Origin of the sequence: Actinacidiphila guanduensis (assembly GCF_900103985.1) — a bacterium.
Classification (GTDB): domain Bacteria; phylum Actinomycetota; class Actinomycetes; order Streptomycetales; family Streptomycetaceae; genus Actinacidiphila; species Actinacidiphila guanduensis.
In genome coordinates this window covers 348,378-367,323 of the sequence record NZ_FNIE01000007.1, presented here as the reverse complement: position 1 = coordinate 367,323, position 18,946 = coordinate 348,378, and the positions used below count along the sequence as shown (strand labels likewise).

Annotated in this window: 14 protein-coding genes and 2 tRNA genes; 3 read left to right on the top strand and 13 right to left on the bottom strand. The window is 73.0% G+C overall.

The genetic code is table 11. From position 1 onward, the window contains the following. Positions 1–240: 240 nt before the first annotated feature. The 5 genes from BLR33_RS17790 to BLR33_RS17770 form a co-directional block, all read right to left on the bottom strand. Positions 241–1,053 (bottom strand): ComEA family DNA-binding protein, encoded by an 813-nt coding sequence (locus BLR33_RS17790; protein ID WP_093785574.1) that lies wholly within the window; start codon positions 1,051–1,053, stop codon positions 241–243. Between the two features lie 831 nt (positions 1,054–1,884). Further along, positions 1,885–2,730 (bottom strand): DegV family protein, encoded by an 846-nt coding sequence (locus BLR33_RS17785; RefSeq protein ID WP_093785460.1) that lies wholly within the window; start codon positions 2,728–2,730, stop codon positions 1,885–1,887. Positions 2,731–2,779: 49 nt separating this feature from the next. Then, positions 2,780–3,526, bottom strand: coding sequence for a hypothetical protein (locus BLR33_RS17780; RefSeq protein ID WP_093785459.1), 747 nt, complete (start codon positions 3,524–3,526; stop codon positions 2,780–2,782). Between the two features lie 202 nt (positions 3,527–3,728). Next, positions 3,729–6,623 carry a leucine--tRNA ligase gene (gene leuS / locus BLR33_RS17775; RefSeq protein WP_093785458.1) on the bottom strand — a complete coding sequence of 965 codons (2,895 nt, stop codon included), beginning with the start codon at positions 6,621–6,623 and terminating at the stop codon, positions 3,729–3,731. Positions 6,624–6,928: 305 nt separating this feature from the next. Next, positions 6,929–8,893 carry a S53 family peptidase gene (locus BLR33_RS17770; RefSeq protein ID WP_093785457.1) on the bottom strand — a complete coding sequence of 655 codons (1,965 nt, stop codon included), beginning with the start codon at positions 8,891–8,893 and terminating at the stop codon, positions 6,929–6,931. A gap of 287 nt (positions 8,894–9,180) precedes the next feature. Between BLR33_RS17770 and BLR33_RS17765 the strand changes: the two genes are divergently transcribed. Continuing rightward, positions 9,181–9,966, top strand: a complete 786-nt coding sequence (locus BLR33_RS17765; RefSeq protein WP_093785456.1) for a GPP34 family phosphoprotein — start codon at positions 9,181–9,183, stop codon at positions 9,964–9,966. Between the two features lie 380 nt (positions 9,967–10,346). On the opposite strand, the gene BLR33_RS17760 is transcribed toward BLR33_RS17765, so the two are convergent. Next, positions 10,347–10,419: transfer RNA gene (locus tag BLR33_RS17760), tRNA-Ala, on the bottom strand. 228 nt (positions 10,420–10,647) lie between these two features. Between BLR33_RS17760 and BLR33_RS17755 the strand changes: the two genes are divergently transcribed. Next, positions 10,648–11,718, top strand: coding sequence for an alkene reductase (locus BLR33_RS17755; RefSeq protein ID WP_093785455.1), 1,071 nt, complete (start codon positions 10,648–10,650; stop codon positions 11,716–11,718). A 129-nt stretch (positions 11,719–11,847) separates the two neighbouring features. Here BLR33_RS17755 and BLR33_RS17750 read toward each other — a convergent pair whose 3' ends face one another. Beyond that, positions 11,848–13,323: an MFS transporter gene (locus BLR33_RS17750; RefSeq protein WP_176930295.1), complete on the bottom strand. Its 1,476-nt coding sequence runs from the start codon at positions 13,321–13,323 to the stop codon at positions 11,848–11,850. Between the two features lie 102 nt (positions 13,324–13,425). On the opposite strand from BLR33_RS17750, the gene BLR33_RS17745 reads away from it, so the two are divergent. After that, entirely contained in the window at positions 13,426–14,418 is a 993-nt protein-coding gene (locus tag BLR33_RS17745) for a helix-turn-helix transcriptional regulator (protein WP_093785454.1), read from the top strand. Positions 14,419–14,843: 425 nt separating this feature from the next. Here the strand turns inward: BLR33_RS17745 and BLR33_RS17740 are convergent. From BLR33_RS17740 to BLR33_RS35240, 6 genes are all read right to left on the bottom strand, one after another. Beyond that, a tRNA-Ala gene (locus tag BLR33_RS17740) sits at positions 14,844–14,916 on the bottom strand. Between the two features lie 91 nt (positions 14,917–15,007). Beyond that, positions 15,008–15,664 carry a histidine phosphatase family protein gene (locus BLR33_RS17735; protein ID WP_093785453.1) on the bottom strand — a complete coding sequence of 219 codons (657 nt, stop codon included), beginning with the start codon at positions 15,662–15,664 and terminating at the stop codon, positions 15,008–15,010. A 7-nt stretch (positions 15,665–15,671) separates the two neighbouring features. Continuing rightward, positions 15,672–16,103 (bottom strand): ribosome silencing factor, encoded by a 432-nt coding sequence (rsfS, locus tag BLR33_RS17730; RefSeq protein ID WP_093785452.1) that lies wholly within the window; start codon positions 16,101–16,103, stop codon positions 15,672–15,674. A gap of 156 nt (positions 16,104–16,259) precedes the next feature. Next, positions 16,260–18,053 carry an LCP family protein gene (locus tag BLR33_RS17725; protein ID WP_176930294.1) on the bottom strand — a complete coding sequence of 598 codons (1,794 nt, stop codon included), beginning with the start codon at positions 18,051–18,053 and terminating at the stop codon, positions 16,260–16,262. A gap of 31 nt (positions 18,054–18,084) precedes the next feature. After that, entirely contained in the window at positions 18,085–18,684 is a 600-nt protein-coding gene (gene nadD / locus BLR33_RS17720; RefSeq protein ID WP_093785451.1) for a nicotinate-nucleotide adenylyltransferase, read from the bottom strand. 1 nt (position 18,685) lies between these two features. After that, positions 18,686–18,829 (bottom strand): hypothetical protein, encoded by a 144-nt coding sequence (locus BLR33_RS35240; RefSeq protein ID WP_176930293.1) that lies wholly within the window; start codon positions 18,827–18,829, stop codon positions 18,686–18,688. Positions 18,830–18,946 lie beyond the last annotated feature (117 nt).

Here is an 18,946-nt window from a genome sequence, read left to right as displayed (position 1 = left end):
GCTGCGCGATCGGCGAGTCGGCCGAGGTGTCGGTCAGGGCCGGCTCGGGCGCCGCCGGCCCCTGGGCAGCCGCTCGTTCCCCGCTGTCGAGCGGATCGGTGGCCTGGACAGGCGCGTGGGCCGGGCTTGGCCCCGGAGCCGTCTGTGCCGGCAGGTTGCCCGCTGGGACCGCGGGCGCGGGACGGCTGCTTGCAACAGGAGGATCAGGCAGTCCGCTCGGGTCCTTGGGGGTGTTGGTGGTCATGGCTCGACCAAGGGCTGGAGGGTGGCGTATTTGCGGGGGCCGATGCCGGGGATCTGGCGGAGTTGCTGGGTGGAGGTGAAGGAGCCGTGCTGGGTGCGATAGGTGAGAATGTGCTGGGCCAGGACCGGGCCCACGCCGGGCAGGGCGTCGAGTTGGGCTTCGGTGGCCGTGTTCAGGTGGACCGGGCCCGTGGTGCCGGCGCCGGTGGATTCCGTTGTGGGGTCCGCGGCGGACGGGGGCGGGGTGACGCCGACAAGGATCTGCTCGCCGTCGGTGAGAGGGCGGGCGAGGTTGAGGGCGGTGAGGTCCGTGCCCGGGAGCGGGCCGCCCGCCGCGGAGAGCGCGTCGGCCACCCGGGACCCTCCGGGCAGGCTGCGCAGGCCCGGCTTGGCCACTTTGCCCGCGATATCCACGGTGACCTTGGCCGCGGGCGAGGGCGCGGGAACGGGATCGGGCGACGCCGGCTCCTCGGTTGCCGCACCCTCCTCCGCCGGCTCCGGCTTGTCCTCGGCCGAGGGGAACTGTGCCGCGGACTGCGCGACCTGGAGCGTGCGGGGGCGGCCGACCCAGTAGTGGTGCACGGCCAGGCCGAGCGCGACGGTGAGCACGAACGCGAGGGCCAGCACCGCCCTGAGTTCGAGCCCGCATCGCACGTACAGCCAGGTGCGGGCCCGGCCCAACGGCCCCGTGCCGAAGACGGGCACGCCGGGCGGGTGCGCACCGCGGTCACCGGAGTACGACGGTGCCCCGCCCAGCCCGTACGTCCCCGTCTCGGCAGCAGCGGCCACCACCGGCGCGGCCACCCGCATCGGCACTGCCGTATCGCCGCCCGTAAGCCCCGCGCGGTCCGTACCACCCGGTTCGCCCGCTTCATCGGCGCCGCCCGGCGCCCAACTGCCCGGCCCCGTACGACCGCCGCCCGGCGGTCCGGCATCACCACCGACCCGTACGCCCGCCTCCCGCGAACCTCTTTCCGACACCGCCGGCCCGCCCTTCGGCAGACGCCCGAACCGACCGCCCGGCGGCAGCCCCTTGCTCGCACGCCCGCCATCGCGCGTACCGCCCGCACTGCCCGTACCGCCCGCCGCACCCGGGACTTCGCCCCACCAGCCCGGTGGCCCTTCACCCGGCGGCTCCGGGACCGGCAACTCCGCAGCGGCAGCCTCAGGCGGCGGCTCCGCGCCGGGCCGTGGGCCGAAGATCGCCGCCGTGCGGGTGCGCACAGCTGTGTCGGCAGGAACGCGCGAGCCCTGGCGGTCCAGGGAAGGAAAGAGGTTCATGGCTCGATGGTGAGCCCCGTGCAAGCCCCCGAACGGCCCGCGGCCGAATCTGTGGAAAAGCCCGCACATGTGGATAACTCGGCCACCCGCAAGCGTGAGTTGAGCTCATGTCAACGCGCGCCGGCCGCCACCCCGTACACCACCCCGCTCCGGCCCCCGGTACGTACTTCCACCCCCGCGCCGACCCCACCCCGCACCCTCACTCAGCGCCCGATCCGTACGTCCACCCGAGCGGCCCTCACCCAACCCCCGACCCGTACCTCCACCCCGCACCCGAACCGTCCTACGCCGCACCCCCACCGCCCCCGGCCGGCGCCGCGCCGCCTCACCCCCGCCAATGACCCTGCCGCTGACGCCCCCTCACCGCGGCGCGATCACCACGCCCAGCAGCCCCGGCCCCGCGTGCGCCCCGATCACCGCCCCCACCTCGCTCACGACCAGCGAGTTCGCCGAAGGCACCCGGGTGCGGAGCCGCTCTGCGAGGGTCGCGGCCCGGTCCGCCGCCGCCAGATGGTGCACCGCCAGGTCGACGGACGACGTGCCCGCCCGCTCGACCACGATCTCCTCCAGACGCGAGACGGCCTTCGACGCCGTGCGGACCTTCTCGAGGAGTTCGATGCGGCCGTCGGCGAGCCGCAGCAGCGGCTTGACGGCGAGGGCGGAGCCGAAGAGGGCCTGGGCCGCGCCGATGCGGCCGCCCCGGCGCAGGTAGTCGAGCGTGTCGACGTAGAAGAACGCCGAGGTGCCCGCGGCCCGCCGCTCCGCCGCGGCGACGATGTCGTCGAGGCTGCCGCCCGCCTCCGCGGTCTCGGCGGCGGCCAGCACGGTGAAGCCGAGGGCCATCGCCACCATGCCGGTGTCCACCACGCGGACCGGGACCGGCGCCTCCTTCGCGGCGACGATGGCCGCGTCGTACGTGCCGGAGAAGTCCGCGGACAGGTGGAGGGAGACGATCGCCTCGGCGCCCTCGTCGGCGGCGGCCTCGTACGCGGCCGCGAACTCCGCGGGGCTCGGCCGCGAGGTGGTCACCGGGCGCCGCCGCTGCAAGGCGCGGGCCACGGCCGGAGCGGAGACCTCGGTGCCCTCTTCGAGCGCCTCGTCGCCGATCACCACGGTGAGGGGGACCACCCGCACCCGATGGCGTTCGAGTGCCTCGTGACCTAGGTAGGCCGTGGAATCCGTGAGGATGGCGACGTGCGGGGGCATGGACGGAGATTACCCGGGTGCGTGCCGCAGTTGCCGGTCGGCCCGTCGGTCAGGCGCCGGACGGACCCGAGCCGGGCAGTTTGCGCAGCCGCGGGCGGCCCGCGGAAGGCGCGGCCGGGGAGTCGCCGGCCCGGCCCGTCCCCCCGGCGGCCGGGTTCCCGTAGGGCTGCGGCCCCGCGGCCTGGCCGCCGAGCCGCCCGGCCCCGGAGCCCCCGACCGCATGCTCGCCGAAGGATGCGGCGCCCGAGCCGTCCAGCGGGCCGGCCGCCGGTTCCCAGTGCCGCAGCGCCCTGGCCTCCATGTCGACCTCCCGCGTCAGGTCGGCGAGATCGTCGGTGACGGCGTGGCGGGCCCGGTCCTGCGCGGCCCAGCGCAGCGCGTCCGCGGAGTGCGTGATGCGGTGGGCACGCTCGGTGAGCGCGGGCAGTTGGGCGGCGACCCTGGACCGGTCCGGCTCGCGCTCCAGGAGCCTCAGCTCGGCGTCCAGGGCGCGGGCGTGGCTGTCGAGGCGGTTCATCAGGGCCGCGGCCTCGGCGAGTTCCGCGCTGTCCAGCGCCTCGAAGGTGCTGTCGATGGAGGTGCGCAGCTCCAGCCGGAGCTGGGCGAGTTCGCCGAGCGCGCCGGGCAGGGCGAACCGGCGGGCGCGCAGCCGCTGGTCCTCGACCGCCCGGCGGGCCTGGGCGGTGCTCCGCTCGATGCCGCGCTTCACCTTCTGCGCGGTCTTCACCACCGCGACCGTCACCAGGGCCCCGAAGGCGAGGACGATCAGGAGCACGATGAGGCCGACGGTCTCCACGGGCGTCTCCCAGGATCGGCGGACCGCTGGCGGTCCAGGTCCAGCGGCGGGCTGTCCCTCCACGGTAGCCGCACCGCCCGCCCCCGCGCGGCCGATGCGGCCCCTGGTCCCTTCCCCAGGGCTCGGGCACGTGGCGCCCGGGCTCGTGGGAGCCCGGGCGCCCGCCCGCTCCTCGGGCCCTCGACCGGCGCGGGGACCGGCCTCAGACCACCACGTTCACCAGCTTCGGTGCCCGGACGATCACCTTCCGCACCGGAGCGCCGCCGACCGCCTCCACCACGGCGGGAGCCGCCAGCGCCAGCGCCTCCAGCTCGGCCTCGGCGATCGTCGGCGGGACCTCCAGGCGGGCCTTGACCTTGCCCTTGACCTGGACGACGCAGGTGACCGTCTCGTCCTGGACCAGCGCCGGGTCGGCGACCGGGAAGGGCGCGTGCGCCAGCGACTCCGCGTGGCCCAGCCGCGACCACAGCTCCTCGGCGATGTGCGGGGCCAGCGGCGCGATCAGCAGCACCAGCGGCTCGGCGACCGCGCGCGGTACCCCGCCGGTGTACGTGCGCACCAGGTGGTTGTTCAGCTCGGTGATCTTGGCGATGGCCGTGTTGAAGCGCAGGTTCGCCATGTCGGCGGTGACACCGTCGATCGCCTTGTGCAGGGCGCGCAGCGTCTCCTCGCCGGGCTCCTCGTCGGTGACGGAGACCCCGCCGGTGGCCTCGTCCACCACGTTGCGCCACACCCGCTGCAGCAGGCGGTACTGGCCGACCACGGCCCTGGTGTCCCAGGGGCGCGAGACGTCCAGCGGGCCCATCGCCATCTCGTACAGCCGCAGGGTGTCCGCGCCGTACTCCGCGCAGATCTCGTCGGGCGTGACGGCGTTCTTCAGCGACTTGCCCATCTTGCCCAGCAGCCGGGAGACCTGCTCGCCCTGGTAGTAGTACGAGCCGTCGCGCTCCTCGACCTCGGCCGCGGGCACCGCGATGCCGCGCGCGTCGCGGTAGACGAACGCCTGGATCATGCCCTGGTTGTACAGCTTGTGGAAGGGCTCGAAGGACGAGACGTGGCCCAGGTCGAAGAGCACCTTGTGCCAGAAGCGGGCGTACAGCAGGTGCAGCACCGCGTGCTCGGCGCCGCCGACGTACAGGTCCACACCGCCGGCCAGCTCGCCCTCGCGCGGGCCCATCCAGTACGCCTCGGCCTGCGGGGAGACCAGCTGCTCGCTGTTGCGCGGGTCCAGGTAGCGCAGCTCGTACCAGCAGGAGCCGGCCCAGTTGGGCATGGTGTTGGTCTCGCGGCGATAGGTACGCGGGCCGTCGCCCAGGTCCAGCTCGACCTCGACCCAGTCGGCGTTGCGGGACAGCGGCGGTTCGGGCGAGGTGTCGGCGTCGTCGGGGTCGAAGGTGCGCGGGCTGTAGTCGTCCACCTCGGGCAGCTCGACCGGCAGCATGGAGTCGGGCAGGGCGTGCGGGACGCCGTCCTCGTCGTAGACGATCGGGAAGGGCTCGCCCCAGTACCGCTGGCGGCTGAACAGCCAGTCGCGCAGGCGGTAGTTGACGGTGCCCTCGCCGATGCCGCGCTCCTGCAGCCAGGCGGTGACCGCGGCCTTGGCGGCGGCCACGTCCAGGCCGTCCAGGGTGATGTCGTCGTTAGCGGAGTTGACGATCTCGGCCTCGTGGGAGACGAAGGCGTCGTCCCAGGCGGCGGGGTCCTCGCCGCGGCCGTCGGTGGGCCGCACCACGCAGCGCATCGGCAGGTCGAAGGCGCGGGCGAAGGCGAAGTCGCGGGTGTCGTGGGCCGGCACGGCCATGATCGCGCCGGTGCCGTAGCCCATCAGCACGTAGTCGGCGATGAAGACCGGGACGGGCTCGCCGCTGACCGGGTTGACCGCGAAAGCGCCGGTGAAGACGCCGGTCTTCACCTTGGCGTCGGCCTGCCGTTCGACGTCGGACTTGGCGGCGGTGGTCTTGCGGTAGGAGGCGACGGCGTCGGCGGGGGTGGCGTGGCCGCCGGTCCACGCCTCGTGGGTGCCCTCGGGCCAGGCGGCGGGCACGATGGCGTCGACCAGGTCGTGCTCGGGGGCCAGCACCATATAGGTGGCGCCGAACAGGGTGTCCGGGCGGGTGGTGAAGACGGTGATCGCGCGCTCGGGGCCGCTCGCCCCGGTGCCGCGGGCCTCATGCACGGGGAAGTCCACCCGGGCGCCCTCGCTGCGGCCGATCCAGTTGCGCTGCTGCAGCTTGATGGGCTCGGGCCAGTCCAGCAGGTCCAGGTCGTCGGCCAGCCGGTCGGCGTACGCGGTGATGCGCATCATCCACTGGCGCAGCTTGGTCTTGAAGACGGGGAAGTTGCCGCGCTCGGAGCGGCCCTCGGCGGTGACCTCCTCGTTGGCCAGTACGGTGCCCAGGCCGGGGCACCAGTTGACCGGGGACTCCGCGGAGTAGGCCAGCCGGTAGCCGCCCAGGACGTCGGCCCGCTCGGTCTCGGTCAGCTGCTGCCAGGCGCGGCCGTCGGGGGTGGGGCGGCTGCCGTCGGCGAACTGCGCGACCAGTTCCTCGATGGGCCGGGCCCGGCCGGCGGAGGTGTCGTACCAGGAGTTGTAGATCTGCAGGAAGATCCACTGCGTCCAGCGGTAGTACTCGGGGTCGATGGTGGCGAAGGCGCGGCGGCGGTCGTGGCCCAGGCCCAGGCGGCGCAGCTGGGTGCGCATGGTGGCCATGTTCGCCTCGGTGGACACCCGCGGGTGCGTGCCGGTCTGCACGGCGTACTGCTCGGCGGGCAGGCCGAAGGCGTCGAAGCCCAGGGTGTGCAGGACGTTGTAGCCGGTCATGCGGTGGTAGCGCGCGTAGACGTCGGTGGCGATGTAACCCAGGGGGTGGCCGACGTGCAGGCCCGCACCCGAGGGGTACGGGAACATGTCCATGATGAACTTCTTGGGGCGCGCGGCCAGCTCCGGCTGCCCGTCCAGCTCGCCGCTGGGGTTGGGCGCGGCGAAGGTGCCCTGGGCCTCCCAGAAGTCCTGCCAGCGGTTCTCGATCCGCCCGGCCAGGGCTGCGGTGTAGCGGTGCGGCGCAGCCGTCTCGGCGGCCGGGGTGGTGTCGCTCATCGTCCTCGGTACTCCATCGATGTCGTGACGGCTGCGTGACCGTGTGCGGCCCCTGGGCACTGGCGGGGGAAACAAAAAAGCCCCTCACGCATGAGGGGTGCCGCACTGACGTGGTTCGCGGTCAGCGCGGCTCGCCAAGAAGAAGGCTCACGGCTCGCATGCGGTTCAGGGTACCGCAGGGGGTGCGGCGGCCGCACGGAGGTACCGCACGGGCACGGCCGGTGCCGGGCGGAGGGGTCCGCCCGGCACCGGCCGGGTCACGCGGTCCTGCCCGGCAGCCGCTCACGCGCTGCCGGCGGTGGTGCTCAGTGCCGCTTGGCGGGCTTGTAGGACTTGACGTAGTCCGTGCCCGGCGAGCCCACGCCCGTCACGTCGTCGTAGCCGACGGTGGCGTGCAGCGAGCTGTCGACACCCAGGGTGCGCAGGCTGGTGATGGTGCCGTCCGAGGCGTCGGTGGTGTTGACGAAGTCGACGCGCACGTTGGCGATGCCCTGGCCCTGGCCCAGCGGGTGGTCCGTCACGTCGTGGTAGGCCGACGTGCCGTACTTGTCGTAGATCCCCGGGTTGGCGAAGCCGATCGGGACGCCGCCGCGGGCCTGCTCGGCCAGCGCCTGGACGCCGGCGATCACCGGCGAGGCCAGCGAGGTGCCGCCGAGGCGGTACTCGTTGTACTTCACGGTGCCGTCGGGGAAGGTCTGCGTCTCACCGACCAGGAAGCCCGTGGTCGGGTCGGCGACCGCGGAGATGTCCGGCTGCACGCGCATCGGGGCGCTGGTGCCGTTCGCCTTGGAGAGCGCGTCGGGGACGACGCCGCGCTGGTAGAACGGCTGGGTGATCACGCGGCTGGTGCCGCCGCCGGCGCCGGAGGTGAACGGGCCGGGGAAGCCGGACCAGCTCTTGCCGTCGGCCGACAGCGGGGCGCGCTCGGTGCCCCAGCCGGTCTCCCACAGGTACTTGTCGTTCTTGCCGACGGCCAGCGAGGTGCCGCCGACCGAGGTGGCCCACTGGGAGTTGGACGGGACGGAGACGTCGGTCACGCCCTCGTCGATGACGTCGTCGCCGTCGTCACCGGAGGAGAAGTAGAAGCCGATGCCCTCGACCGCGCCCTGCTGGAAGATCTGGTCGTAGGCGGCCTGGATGTCCGGCGTCTCGTTGGCCTCCACGTCGCCCCACGAGTTGGAGACGATGGTGGCCAGGCGCTGGTCCACGACGCTGCTCAGGGCGTCGATCAGGTCGTCGTCGCCGCAGGAGGCGGCGCCGACGTACACGATGTCCGCGTCGGGCGCGACCGCGTGCACGGACTCGACGTCCAGGGACTCCTCGCCGTACCAGCCGGAGGCGTCGCAGGCGTCGACGCTGTTGTAGCCGTCCGGGCCCGGGGTGACCTGGGTGAGCTGGCCCTTGCGGTACTTCTGGCCGCCGGTGTCCTTCGCCAGGTGGGCGCTGTCGCTGACGATGTTCGGCGAGGCGTACGCGTCGGTGATCGCCACCGTGACGCCCTTGCCGGTGTACTTGCCCGCGCCGTAGGCGGCGCGCAGCTGCTCACCGGTGTACCCCTTGATCACGTACGGGGCCTTGCCGCCGTACGCCGAGGGAAGCTTCTTGTCGGTGTTCGACCCGTAGTACGTCGAGAACGGGCCGGAGTTGACGAACGCGGGCTCCGGGGGAGGCAGGGTGTCGTCGTGGCTCGCCAGCTTGGGGGCGTTGTCCAGGCCGGTGACGGTCAGGACGGCGCCCTGGAGGGAGGCGGGGGCCGAGGCGGTGCTCACCGGGGCGTGGTAGGTGTGCCCGTTCTTGGTGAAGTTGTGCAGCTGGGTGCCGAACGCCTTCTCCATCGACTTCACGTCACCGGTGACGGTCACGTAGTGCTGGGTGGTGCCCGTGACCTTCAGGCCGGAGGAGGTCAGCCAGCTCTTGACCGCGCTCACCTGGGCCTTGGTGGCGCCGAAGCGGGCCTGGGCCTGAGCGGGCGTCAGGTAGTGCTGGTAGTCGGCCGAGCCCGGCGTGGACACCGAACGGGCGTAAGCCGCGAGGCCCTTGGCGTCACGGCCGGCGAAGTAGACCCGGACGGAGAGCTTGCTCGCGTCCGACGTGTCCCCCTTGTCGGCGCGGGCCGTCGCCCACAACGGCTTGGTGCCGCTGAGCTGCTGGCGCCCGCTGGGCTGGTCGGCCGTGGCGCTCTGGGCGCCAAGCGCGAGGGCGCCGGCGACCAGGGGCAGCGCTGCGGCCACCACCAGCCCCGCACGCGTTCTCTTGCGCTCAAATCTCATGGAACCCCCATGCGAAGCGAGTGTTGTCGCGTTCTGACACGGCGTCGCCGCTATGCGTGCGCGGTGCACCGCAGAGCGACACTCTTTCGCTCATCAGGTCATACCAGGGCCACGACTTCCCCAAGAGAAAGTCAAGGAACGTCAGGATCGGGATCCGGCGACGACCCGTCAGCGTCAAAGGGCACCATGCGGGTTGACGCTAGCAGCGGCCCCGTGACCAGGACAGGGACACGCCGGAGAACCGGTGGCGGGCCACAGGCGTCCTCATTCGACAGGGGGTGTGTTCCATGACACTTGCGGACGATCTGGCCCTGCTCGCGCTCGACCCCGCAAAACGGCGGATACGGGCCGCGGGCCGGCTCCCCTTCGCGCTGCGGGCCGCGGAGCTGGCCGAGTTGGCGCTCGCCGGGCGGATCGAACTGACTCGCCGGATCGAGGTACGCGACAGCGCCCGGATGGCGGACCGGCGGCTGGACAACACGCTCCAGGCGCTCGCCCGCACCACGCCGGCACCCCTGCTCGACACCTGGCTGCGCACCACACCGCGCGGCCTGGCCGGCGAGTACGTCTCCCGCCTCGAGGACCGACGGACCGTCAAGGTGCGGCGAGTCCGGGAGCGCGGCGGCCGCACCCGCACCGACATCCTCGCGGTCGACCGCGAGCGCCGGGACGCGGTGCTCGCCCGCCTCGACGCGGCCGTGCGCAGCCGGCAGCCCGCCGAGGCCGACCGCTGCCTGGCCGTCCTCGTCCACGCGTGCGGCCTGGGCGCGCACCTGTACGGCCGCCTGACCGGCAGGGCGGCCCGCCGCCGCCTGGCCGCCCTCGCCGAGCCCGCGACCGCGGAGGCGATCGGCACGGCTGCCGCCGAGGAGGACCTCGCCCTGGTGGCGGCCGTGCGGGTGGACACCACGCGCCTCGACGACACGGTCTTCGACCAACTGAGGGACATCTACCGCGACTTGGCGCACAGCACCCACGGCAGCTTCCTGGCCGCGGACGTCAGCGGCGGCCTCCACCACCACGACGGCTACCACGACACGGGCGCCCACGGCGGAGGCCACGGCGGCTACTGACCTGCGCCCGCGCAATGGCGGTCGACCGGCAAAGCGCAGCACGGCGCCCGGGCACGGGGTGCGGGGTGCGGGGTGCGGGCAGCGAAGCCCCCGACAAGCGAGGCCGCAGCCCGAGCAGAAACAACCAAAGCGAGACGGCCCGCACTACCCGCGAACGCACCTCGCCCATCGCCAGACGGCCCGCACTACTGGCGAACGCACCTCGCCCCCCGCGAAGCGAACCCCGCTCCCGGGCACCCCAACCGCGGACGTCCCCCCCGCAAGACCCCCCGGGGGCGCGGGTGGCGAAGCCCCCGCCACGCGAGGGCGCAGCCCGAGCAGAAACGACGAAGGCGAGACGGTCCGCGCTTTCCGCGGACACACCTCGCCCATCGCCTTCGTGGAGCTACGGGGATTCGAACCCCGGACCTCTTGCATGCCATGCAAGCGCTCTACCAACTGAGCTATAGCCCCTCGGCCGGTCCGCCGGGAGCCCCGGCGACCTGGGATTACTTTACACGGCCCGGGAGGTGGGTCGGCAACGCGATTACCCCGGACCGACGCCATGGGCGCGGGGCAGGACCCGCCGCCCGGGAGCGTCCAAGGAGCCCCGCGCCGCGGTGTTCACACGCTCTCAACACTTCGCGGCCCGGCACCGGGTTACGGTGAAGGCGGCCGAGCGGAGGAGAGCTGGAGGGTGCCGTGACCACCGCGTTCGATCCGATCGACCTCGCCGGCACGCTGCTGCCCAACCGCATCGTCATGGCGCCGATGACCCGCAGCCGCGCCTACGGCCCGGGGCTGACGCCCACCGCGTCCACCGCGACGTACTACGCCCAGCGCGCCTCGGCCGGGCTGATCGTGACCGAGGGCATTCAGCCCTCCCCCGGCGGCCAGGGCTACCCCGATACCCCGGGGCTGCACAGCCCCGAGCAGGTCGCCGCCTGGCGCACGGTCACCGACGCCGTGCATGCGCGGGACGGGCGGATCTTCGCCCAGCTGATGCACACCGGGCGGATCGGCCACCCCTCGCTGCTGCCCGGCGACCTGGTGCCGGTCGGCGCCTCGCCGGTGGCGGCCAAGGGCAGCGTCTACACCGCCGAGGGGCCCAAGGAGTTCGTGGTGCCGCGCGAACTGGACGAGGACGGCATCCGGCAGATAGTCGACGAGCACGTGGCCGCCGCCCGCAACGCGCTGGCCGCGGGGTTCGACGGTGTGGAGGTGCACGGCGCCAACGGCTACCTGGTGCACCAGTTCCTCGCCCCGAACTCCAATGTGCGCACCGACGCCTGGGGCGGCGACGCCGAGCGGCGGGCCCGGTTGGCCGTGGAGCTGGTGGCGGCGGTCGCGGCCGAGATCGGCCCGGAGCGGACAGGACTGCGGATCTCCCCCGGCAACCCGCTGGGCGACATCGAGGAGCCCGAGCCCGACGCGACCTACCTGGCGCTGCTGCGCGGCCTGGAACCCGTCGGCCCGGCCTACCTGCACGTCGTGGAGGGCCCGGACCGGGCGCTCACCCTGGAGCTGCGCAAGCGCTTCGGCGGGGTGTTCCTGCTCAACGCCCGTACGCAGGGCCGCCCGAGCGGTCCGGAGGAGCTGGCCCTGGTGGAGGACGGCACCGCCGACATGATCTCCTACGGCGCCCTCTTCCTCGCCAACCCCGACCTCCCGCGCCGCCTGCGCGCAGGAGGCCCCTTCAACACCCCGGACCGCGCCACCTACTACGGCGGCACCGATCGCGGCTACACCGACTACCCGGAACTGGACGCGTAGGCAGCGGGGTTGGGCACCCTGGGTGCCAGTCGAACACCCAGGTGCCGAGGTTGAGCACTCAGGGCGCGCATCGGCCTCCCTGGATGCTGCCTTCGGCACTCAGGTGCCCGACCTGGCACCCAGGGGTGTTCAGGTACGGCGGCGGACGCCCAGGATCGAGGCCGCCGCGGCGCCCAGGACGGCGACCGCGGTCAACGCCACCGCGGTGACGGCGAAGGCGTGCGCGGAGGCGTGGGCGCCGGACGAGGGACCCAGGCGGTTGACGTAGAGCGTGCCCAGGGTGGCCACACCGATCAGCTGGCCCAGTTGCGTGCAGGTGGCGAGGAGCCCGCTGGCATCGGGCGCGTCCTTGGGTGCGACCTGGCCCAGCGCCAGAGTGAAGGCCGAGCTGAACGCGAGGCCGAGCCCGGCGCCCAGGACCAGCAGCCCGGCGTAGAAGAGGGCGCCGCCCTGACCGCCGCCCCGAAGAGCCAGTCCCAGGGCCACAAAGGCCGCCGCGGCCAGCAGCAGGCCCACGGGGAGCAGCCGGGACCACCACGGCCTCGGCAGCCGGCGCCAGGTCATGCCCGCCGCTCCGAAGGCGAGGGCCGTGACCGCGAAGGACAGGCCCGTGCGCAGGGCGGAGAAGCCGAGCCCGCTCTGCAGGTGCAGCGCCACCGCGAACAGGAAGCCCCCGTTCGTCGCCATGGCGACCGTGATCACCACCAGCGAGCGGCCCATGCCGGGCGCCCGCAGCACGCGTCCCGACACCAGGGGCGCGCCACCACGCCGGGTCAGCCGTGCCTCGATTGCCGTGAAGACGCCGAAGAGCACCGCGCTCAGCGCCAGGCACACCCAGCCCCACACCGGCCAGCCCTCCTCCTGCCCCAGCACCAGCGGCACCGTGAAGAGGGTCACCGAGCCGGCGAGCGCCATCAGGCCGGGCAGGTCGAGGCCGCGCCGCTCGCTCGCGGCCGGCCGGTCCTTGGGCAGCACGCGGGGCGCGACGATCAGCATGGCGGCGCCGATCGGCACGTTCACCAGGAAGACCGGCCGCCAGCCCGTGCCGAACAGGTCCGCGCTGACCAGCACACCGCCGAGCGACTGCCCGAGCGCGGCGCCGGAGGAGAGCACTGCCGCGTAGACGCTCATCGCGCGGGTGCGGGCCTCGCCGACGAAGTTCAGCTGGAGCAGGCTGAGCACCTGCGGGATCATCAGCGCCGAGCCGATGCCCTGGACGAACCGGAAGCCGATCAGCTCGCCGGTGCTCTGCGCGAGCCCGCAGGCCAGCGAGGCGGCCGTGAAGAGCGCGAGGCCGGCGAGGAAGAGCCGGCGGTGCCCGAACAGCCCGCCGAGCCGCGCCCCGGTGATGAGCAGCACCGCGTAGGAGATCGTGTAGCCGGCGATCACCAGCTGCAGCCCGGAGCCGGAGGCGTGCAGGTCGGTACGGATCGTGGGCGCCGCGACGTTGACGATGAAGACGTCGAGCAGGGCCATGAATTGGCCGGTGAGGATGATCGCGAGCAGCAGCCCGCCGCGCGGCCCGGCCCGCCCGGCCTTTTCGGTGCCCGAATCGCCGGTGCGGAGGAGGCCCGCCGGCCGTGCTTGCAGCGCTTCGTTGGTCATGTCCAGCAGACTGCGGCCGGCCCGGTACCGGTAACGAGAGCCCCGTGATCCTGGTACTGGCGGCACCTGGCAGCACGGGGACGCCCCGGAGAGGATGGCAGCATGGCCCAGACGCGCACCGCCGGCAACGCCCCCGAGCCGACCGCCCCCGCCCCGCCGCAGGCCCGGCCGGGCGGAAGCAGCACGGACGGGAGCAGCACCGGGCAGCGCCGCAGCGAGCTGGCCGCCTTCCTGCGCAGCCGCCGGGCCCGGATCCGCCCGGAGGACGTCGGCATGCCGCCGGGGCTGCGCCGCCGCACGCCGGGCCTGCGCCGCGAGGAGGTCGCGCAGCTCGCCGGGGTCGGGGTGACCTGGTACACGTGGCTGGAGCAGGGCCGCCCGATCAACGCGAGCGTCCAGGTGCTCGACGCGGTGGCGCGGGTGCTGCGGCTGGACGCCACCGAGCGTGAGCACCTCTACCGGCTGGCCGGCATCCCCTTCGTGAACGAGCACGTCAGCGACGCCGAGATGGTCGGCGAGGAGGTGCACGGCATCCTCGACGCGCTCGACCCGCTGCCCGCCGCCGTCTACAACGCGCGCTACGACGTGCACGCCACCAACGCCACGTACCGGGTGCTGTGGCCGACGGACGCGCTGGCGGAGCGGTGGGAGCGGAACGCGCTCTACCGGATCTTCAGCGTGCCGGCGTGCTGCTCCAGCTTCGCCAACGGGGACGAGGAACTGCCGTCGATGGTGGCGCAGGTGCGTCGCAGCTACGGGCGGCACGTCGGGGAGCCGGCGTGGGAGGGCTTCATCGCGCTGATGGTCGAGGTGAGCCCGACGTTCGCGCAGATGTGGGCGAGCCGCGACGTGGCGGCGCCGGGCCGCCGCGTGAAGGTGTACCGGAACGCGGACATCGGCACGATCAACCTGATGTCCAGCTCACTGAGCATCGACGGTTCGGCCGAACAGCGGATCGTGGTCTACACACCCGTCGCCGAGGACGACCGCGACCAGCTCGACCGCCTGCGCGCGATCGCCGACCCCACGGTCGGCTGCGCCCTCCACGGCAAGCCCCTCTCCCAAACCCTCGCCACCCGCACCCCCCGCCCCTGAGGACCGCCGAAGGCGAAACGGCCCGCACCGCCCGCGAACGCACCTCACCCCCCGCGAAGCGAACCCCGCTCCCGGCCACCCCGACCGCGGACGTCCACCCCGCAACCCCCCACAGGGGTGCGGGTGGCGAAGCCCCCGCCACGCGAGGCCGCAGCCCGAGCAGAAGCAACCAAAGCGAAACGGCCCGCACTACCCGCGAACGCACCTCACCCATCGCCAGACGGCCCGCACTACCCCCGAAGACACCTCGCCCCCCGCGAAGCGAACCCCGCTCCCGGCCACCCCGACCGCGGACGTCCACCCCGCAAGAGCTCACGGGGGTGCGGGTGGCGAAGCCCCCGCCACGCGAGGGCGCAGCCCGAGCAGAAACGACGAAGGCGAGACGGTCCGCGCTTTCCGCGGACACACCTCGCCCATCGCCTTCGTGGAGCTACGGGGAATTGAACCCCGGACCTCTTGCATGCCATGCAAGCGCTCTACCAACTGAGCTACAGCCCCGTGTCTGCCGGGTTGGCCCGGCGACGAGAAGAAGCATAGCCGGTGGACGCTCCGGAAACGAAATCGGCTGCCCGGCCCGCCACGGCGGGCCTCAGCGGTCGTCGCCGAGCACCGCTTCCGGGAGGCTGTGCGCGTTGTGCTCCATCAGCCGCCAGCCCCGCTCGGTCTCGGCCAGCACCGACCAGCAGCAGTTGGACAGCCCGCCCAGCGACTCCCAGGTGCGCGGGTCCAGGCCGAGCAGGCGGCCGATGGTGGTGCGGATGGTGCCGCCGTGGCTGGTGACCACGAGCACCCCGCCGCTCGGCAGCTTGTCGGCGGCGGCCTGCACCACGGGGGCGGCCCGGTCGGCGACCTCGGTCTCCAGCTCGCCGCCGCCGCGCCGGACCGGCTCCCCGCGCCGCCACGCCAGGTACTGCTCGCCGAAGCGGGCGGTGATCTCGTTGTGCGTCAGGCCCTGCCAGACGCCGGCGTACGTCTCGCGCAGCGCCTCGTGGTGGGTGACGGAGAGCCCGGTCAGGGCGGCCAGCTCGGCCGCGGTGTCGGCGGCGCGCTGCAGGTCGGAGGCGATCAGCGCGTCGGGCGCGAGGGCGGCGAGCATGCGCGCCGCCCGCTTCGCCTGGGCCCGCCCGGTGTCGGTGAGCGGGATGTCCAGGTCGCCCTGGAAGCGCTGCTCCAGGTTCCAGGCCGTCTGGCCGTGACGCCACAGGACCACGCGGCGCCGGGGAGCCTGGTTGTCGAAGAGGGTCACGGCGGGGTCAGTCCTCCCCGGCCTCGGCCGCCGCGGTCGCCTGCGCGTGTGCCGCCGCCTTGCCGCGGGTGGCCACCGCGTCCTCGGGCAGCTCGATCTCCGGGCAGTCCTTCCACAGCCGCTCCAGGGCGTAGAAGACCCGCTCCTCGGAGTGCTGGACGTGCACGACGATGTCGACGTAGTCCAGCAGCACCCAGCGGCCGTCCCGCTCGCCCTCGCGCCGCACGGGCTTGGCGTCCAGCTCCTTGAGCAGGGTCTCCTCGATGGCGTCGACGATCGCCTTGACCTGCCGGTCGTTGGGCGCGGAGGCGACGAGGAACGCGTCGGTGATGGAGAGCACGTCGCTCACGTCGTAGGCGATGATGTCGTGCGCGAGCTTGTCGGCGGCTGCCTGGGCGGCGGAGCGGATCAGCTCGGTGGAGCGGGCGGTTGCGGTCACTGTGCGGCTTTCCGATCGGGAATCCTGTGCTTCTAGGGTCTCACGACCCTCCGACAGGACCCGACCGGATATGCGATCGGCCGGGTGGCGGCGGTGCCCCGAAAGGCCCCACCGCCCGCCTCGGCCCTCGTCCCGGCCCGTGTCTCAGCCCGTGTCTCAGCCCTCGTCCTTCGGCAGCTGGTAGTCCTCGCCGAGGACGACCGCGATGTCGGCGTTCGAGGGCACGGCGCCCTTCTTCACCTCGGTCGGCGACAGGCCCAGCGTGGCCGCCACGTCCTTGGCCGCCGCCTCGCGGGACGGGTCGGCGTAGAGCACCTGGGAGGTCGGCTGCGCGGCCGCCTTGCCGCCCGGCACGTAGGTGTACGTGCCGCCGTTGACGATCGCGGCCTGCGCCATCGGGGCCGCCTTGGGGTTGCCGGTGGCGTCCTTGATCGAGACCCGCGGCTGCGCCGAGGCGCCCGTGCTCTGCTTCACGGCGCCGCCGAGCACATCCTTGACGATGCTGTCGGTGGCCTGCGGGCTCAGCGTGCCGTCCTGCTGGACCGGCAGCACCGTGGTGCTGTAGGCGCCGGTCTTGGCGAGGTCGGCGAGCTGGGCGAGGGAGGCGCCCAGCTCCTTGTCGGTGAGCGAGGGGTCGAGGATCTGGGCGAGCGCCTGGACGGTCTTGGTGGCGTCGGCGGCGTCGCTCGGCATCTTCTCCAGCACCGCCTCCATCACCTGACCGAACCGCTTGAGCTGCGCGGTCTGCGGTTCGCCGGGCGCCCGGTAGGTGGCGTACGCGACGGCGGCCTGGCCGCTGAGCTCCTGCTGCTCGCCCTTGGGTACCAGGACCTTGTCCTTGTCCTTCCCCGTGCCCTTGACGGCGGTGTCGGTGTCCACGATGACGTTGCCCAGGGAGTCCACGAGCAGTTCGAGGTAGGGCGAGTCCAGCCGCCAACTGCCCTTGATGTCCGTGCCGAGCAGGGCGTTGAGGGCGTCGCGGGTGGGGCCGACGCCGTCCTGCACGGAGGCGTCCAGGCTCTCGGTGCCGTCGTCGCCGGTGAGTTGGACCGCGTTGGGGATGAGCACGGTGGTCCCGTGCTTCTTGGTGGTGTTGTCGACCAGCAGCGCGGTGGAGCTGGGGCCGCCGCCGACCGGCAGCAGGTGGACCACGATCACGTCGCGCTTCTGGGAGCCGCTGACGGCCGCCGCCGCGGTGGTGTGCTTCTTCAGTCCCGGGATCTTCCCGGCCTGGTACAGGTAGCCGGCGCCGCCGATCATCGCCAGCACCACGAGGACCACCAGGGCGATCCGGCGGTTGCGGCCGCGGCGCCTGGCCTCCTCGCGGCGCTCGGTGCGCGACTCGGAGAACTTCAGCCAGTCGATGACCTCTTCGGACTCCTCGGAGTCCTCGTCGAGGAAGGCGAACTGCTCGGTGCGGTAGTCCCCGTCGGAGGCGGCCGGCGCCTCCTGCTCGCGGTACGCCGGCTGCTGCCCGGTCTCGTACGCGGGTATGTGCCCGGTGTCGTGGGGCGCCTGCACGTGGGGGTGCTGCCCGGTGTCGTACGGCGGCACCTGGGCGTGCTGCCCGGTGTCGTAACCGGGGTCGTAGCCGGGGTTGTAACCCGTGTCGTAACCGGTGGCGCCGTAGCGGGGCATCTGCCCGGTGCCGTAGTCCTGGGCGGGGTACTGGCCCGTGTCGTAGCCCTGCTGCTCGTAGTACGGCGGCGGGGCCTGCGGCGGGATCCAGCCCGGCGGGTGGCCGCCGTAGGTCTGCGCGGGCTCCTGGTACGAGGGGTACTGGCCGGTGTCGTAGCCCTGCTGCTGCGGCCCGGGCTGCTGGGGGTCCGGGTGGCCGTACGGGTCGTAGCCGTACTGCTGCTGGGTGTAGTGCGGGTCCTGCTGGTAAGGGTCACTCTCGTTGTCGGGACCGCCCTGGGCGTAATGCCTGCGGGGGTTGGCGTCGTTCACGAGGGAACCCCTTCACGGTTGCGTCGCGCCGCTACCCGGTCTCCGGCCGGTACAGCGCACGTTTGTCGATGTAGCGCACCACACCGTCCGGTACCAGGTACCAGACCGGGTCCCCCTTGGCCACCCGCTGGCGGCAGTCGGTCGAGGAGATCGCCAGCGCCGGGACCTCCACCAGGGACACGCCCCCCTCGGGGAAGCCCGGGTCCGACAGCGTATGCCCCGGACGTGTCACGCCGATGAAGTGCGCGAGGTCGAAGAGCTCCCCGGCGTCGCGCCAGGAGAAGATCTGCGACAGCGCGTCGGCGCCGGTGATGAAGAACAGCTCCGCCTCGGGGTGTTCGGCACGCAGGTCGCGCAGCGTGTCGATGGTGTACGTCGTGCCGCCGCGGTCGATGTCGCTGCGGCTCACCGAGAACTGCGGGTTGGAGGCGGTGGCGATCACCGTCATCAGGTAGCGGTCCTCGGCGGCCGACACCTTGCGGTCGTCCTTCTGCCAGGGCCTGCCGGTGGGCACGAAGACGACCTCGTCGAGGTGGAAGAGGCTCGCCACCTCGCTCGCGGCCACCAGGTGCCCGTGGTGGATGGGGTCGAAGGTCCCGCCCATCACACCGATGCGCTTTTTCGCCGACATGCTAGTCCCGGTTGAAGCGGGTGACGACCCACAGCAGGAGCAGCAGGGCGCCGAGCGCGCCGAATCCCGTGAGGAATGGGCTGAGGCTGGGGTGGTTGCCGCCCTCGGCGAGAGTGGTCAGGGCGGTGGCGGTGGCGCTCGGCATGACGTCGGACCCTTTGCGTGGTAGGGGACGGGCGGGAAGACACTGGGGGACACGGCAAGACTCTGCGCTCATGGTACGGGCGGTCGCCGGGGAACTTCGCGCAGGCTCCGTGCGTCC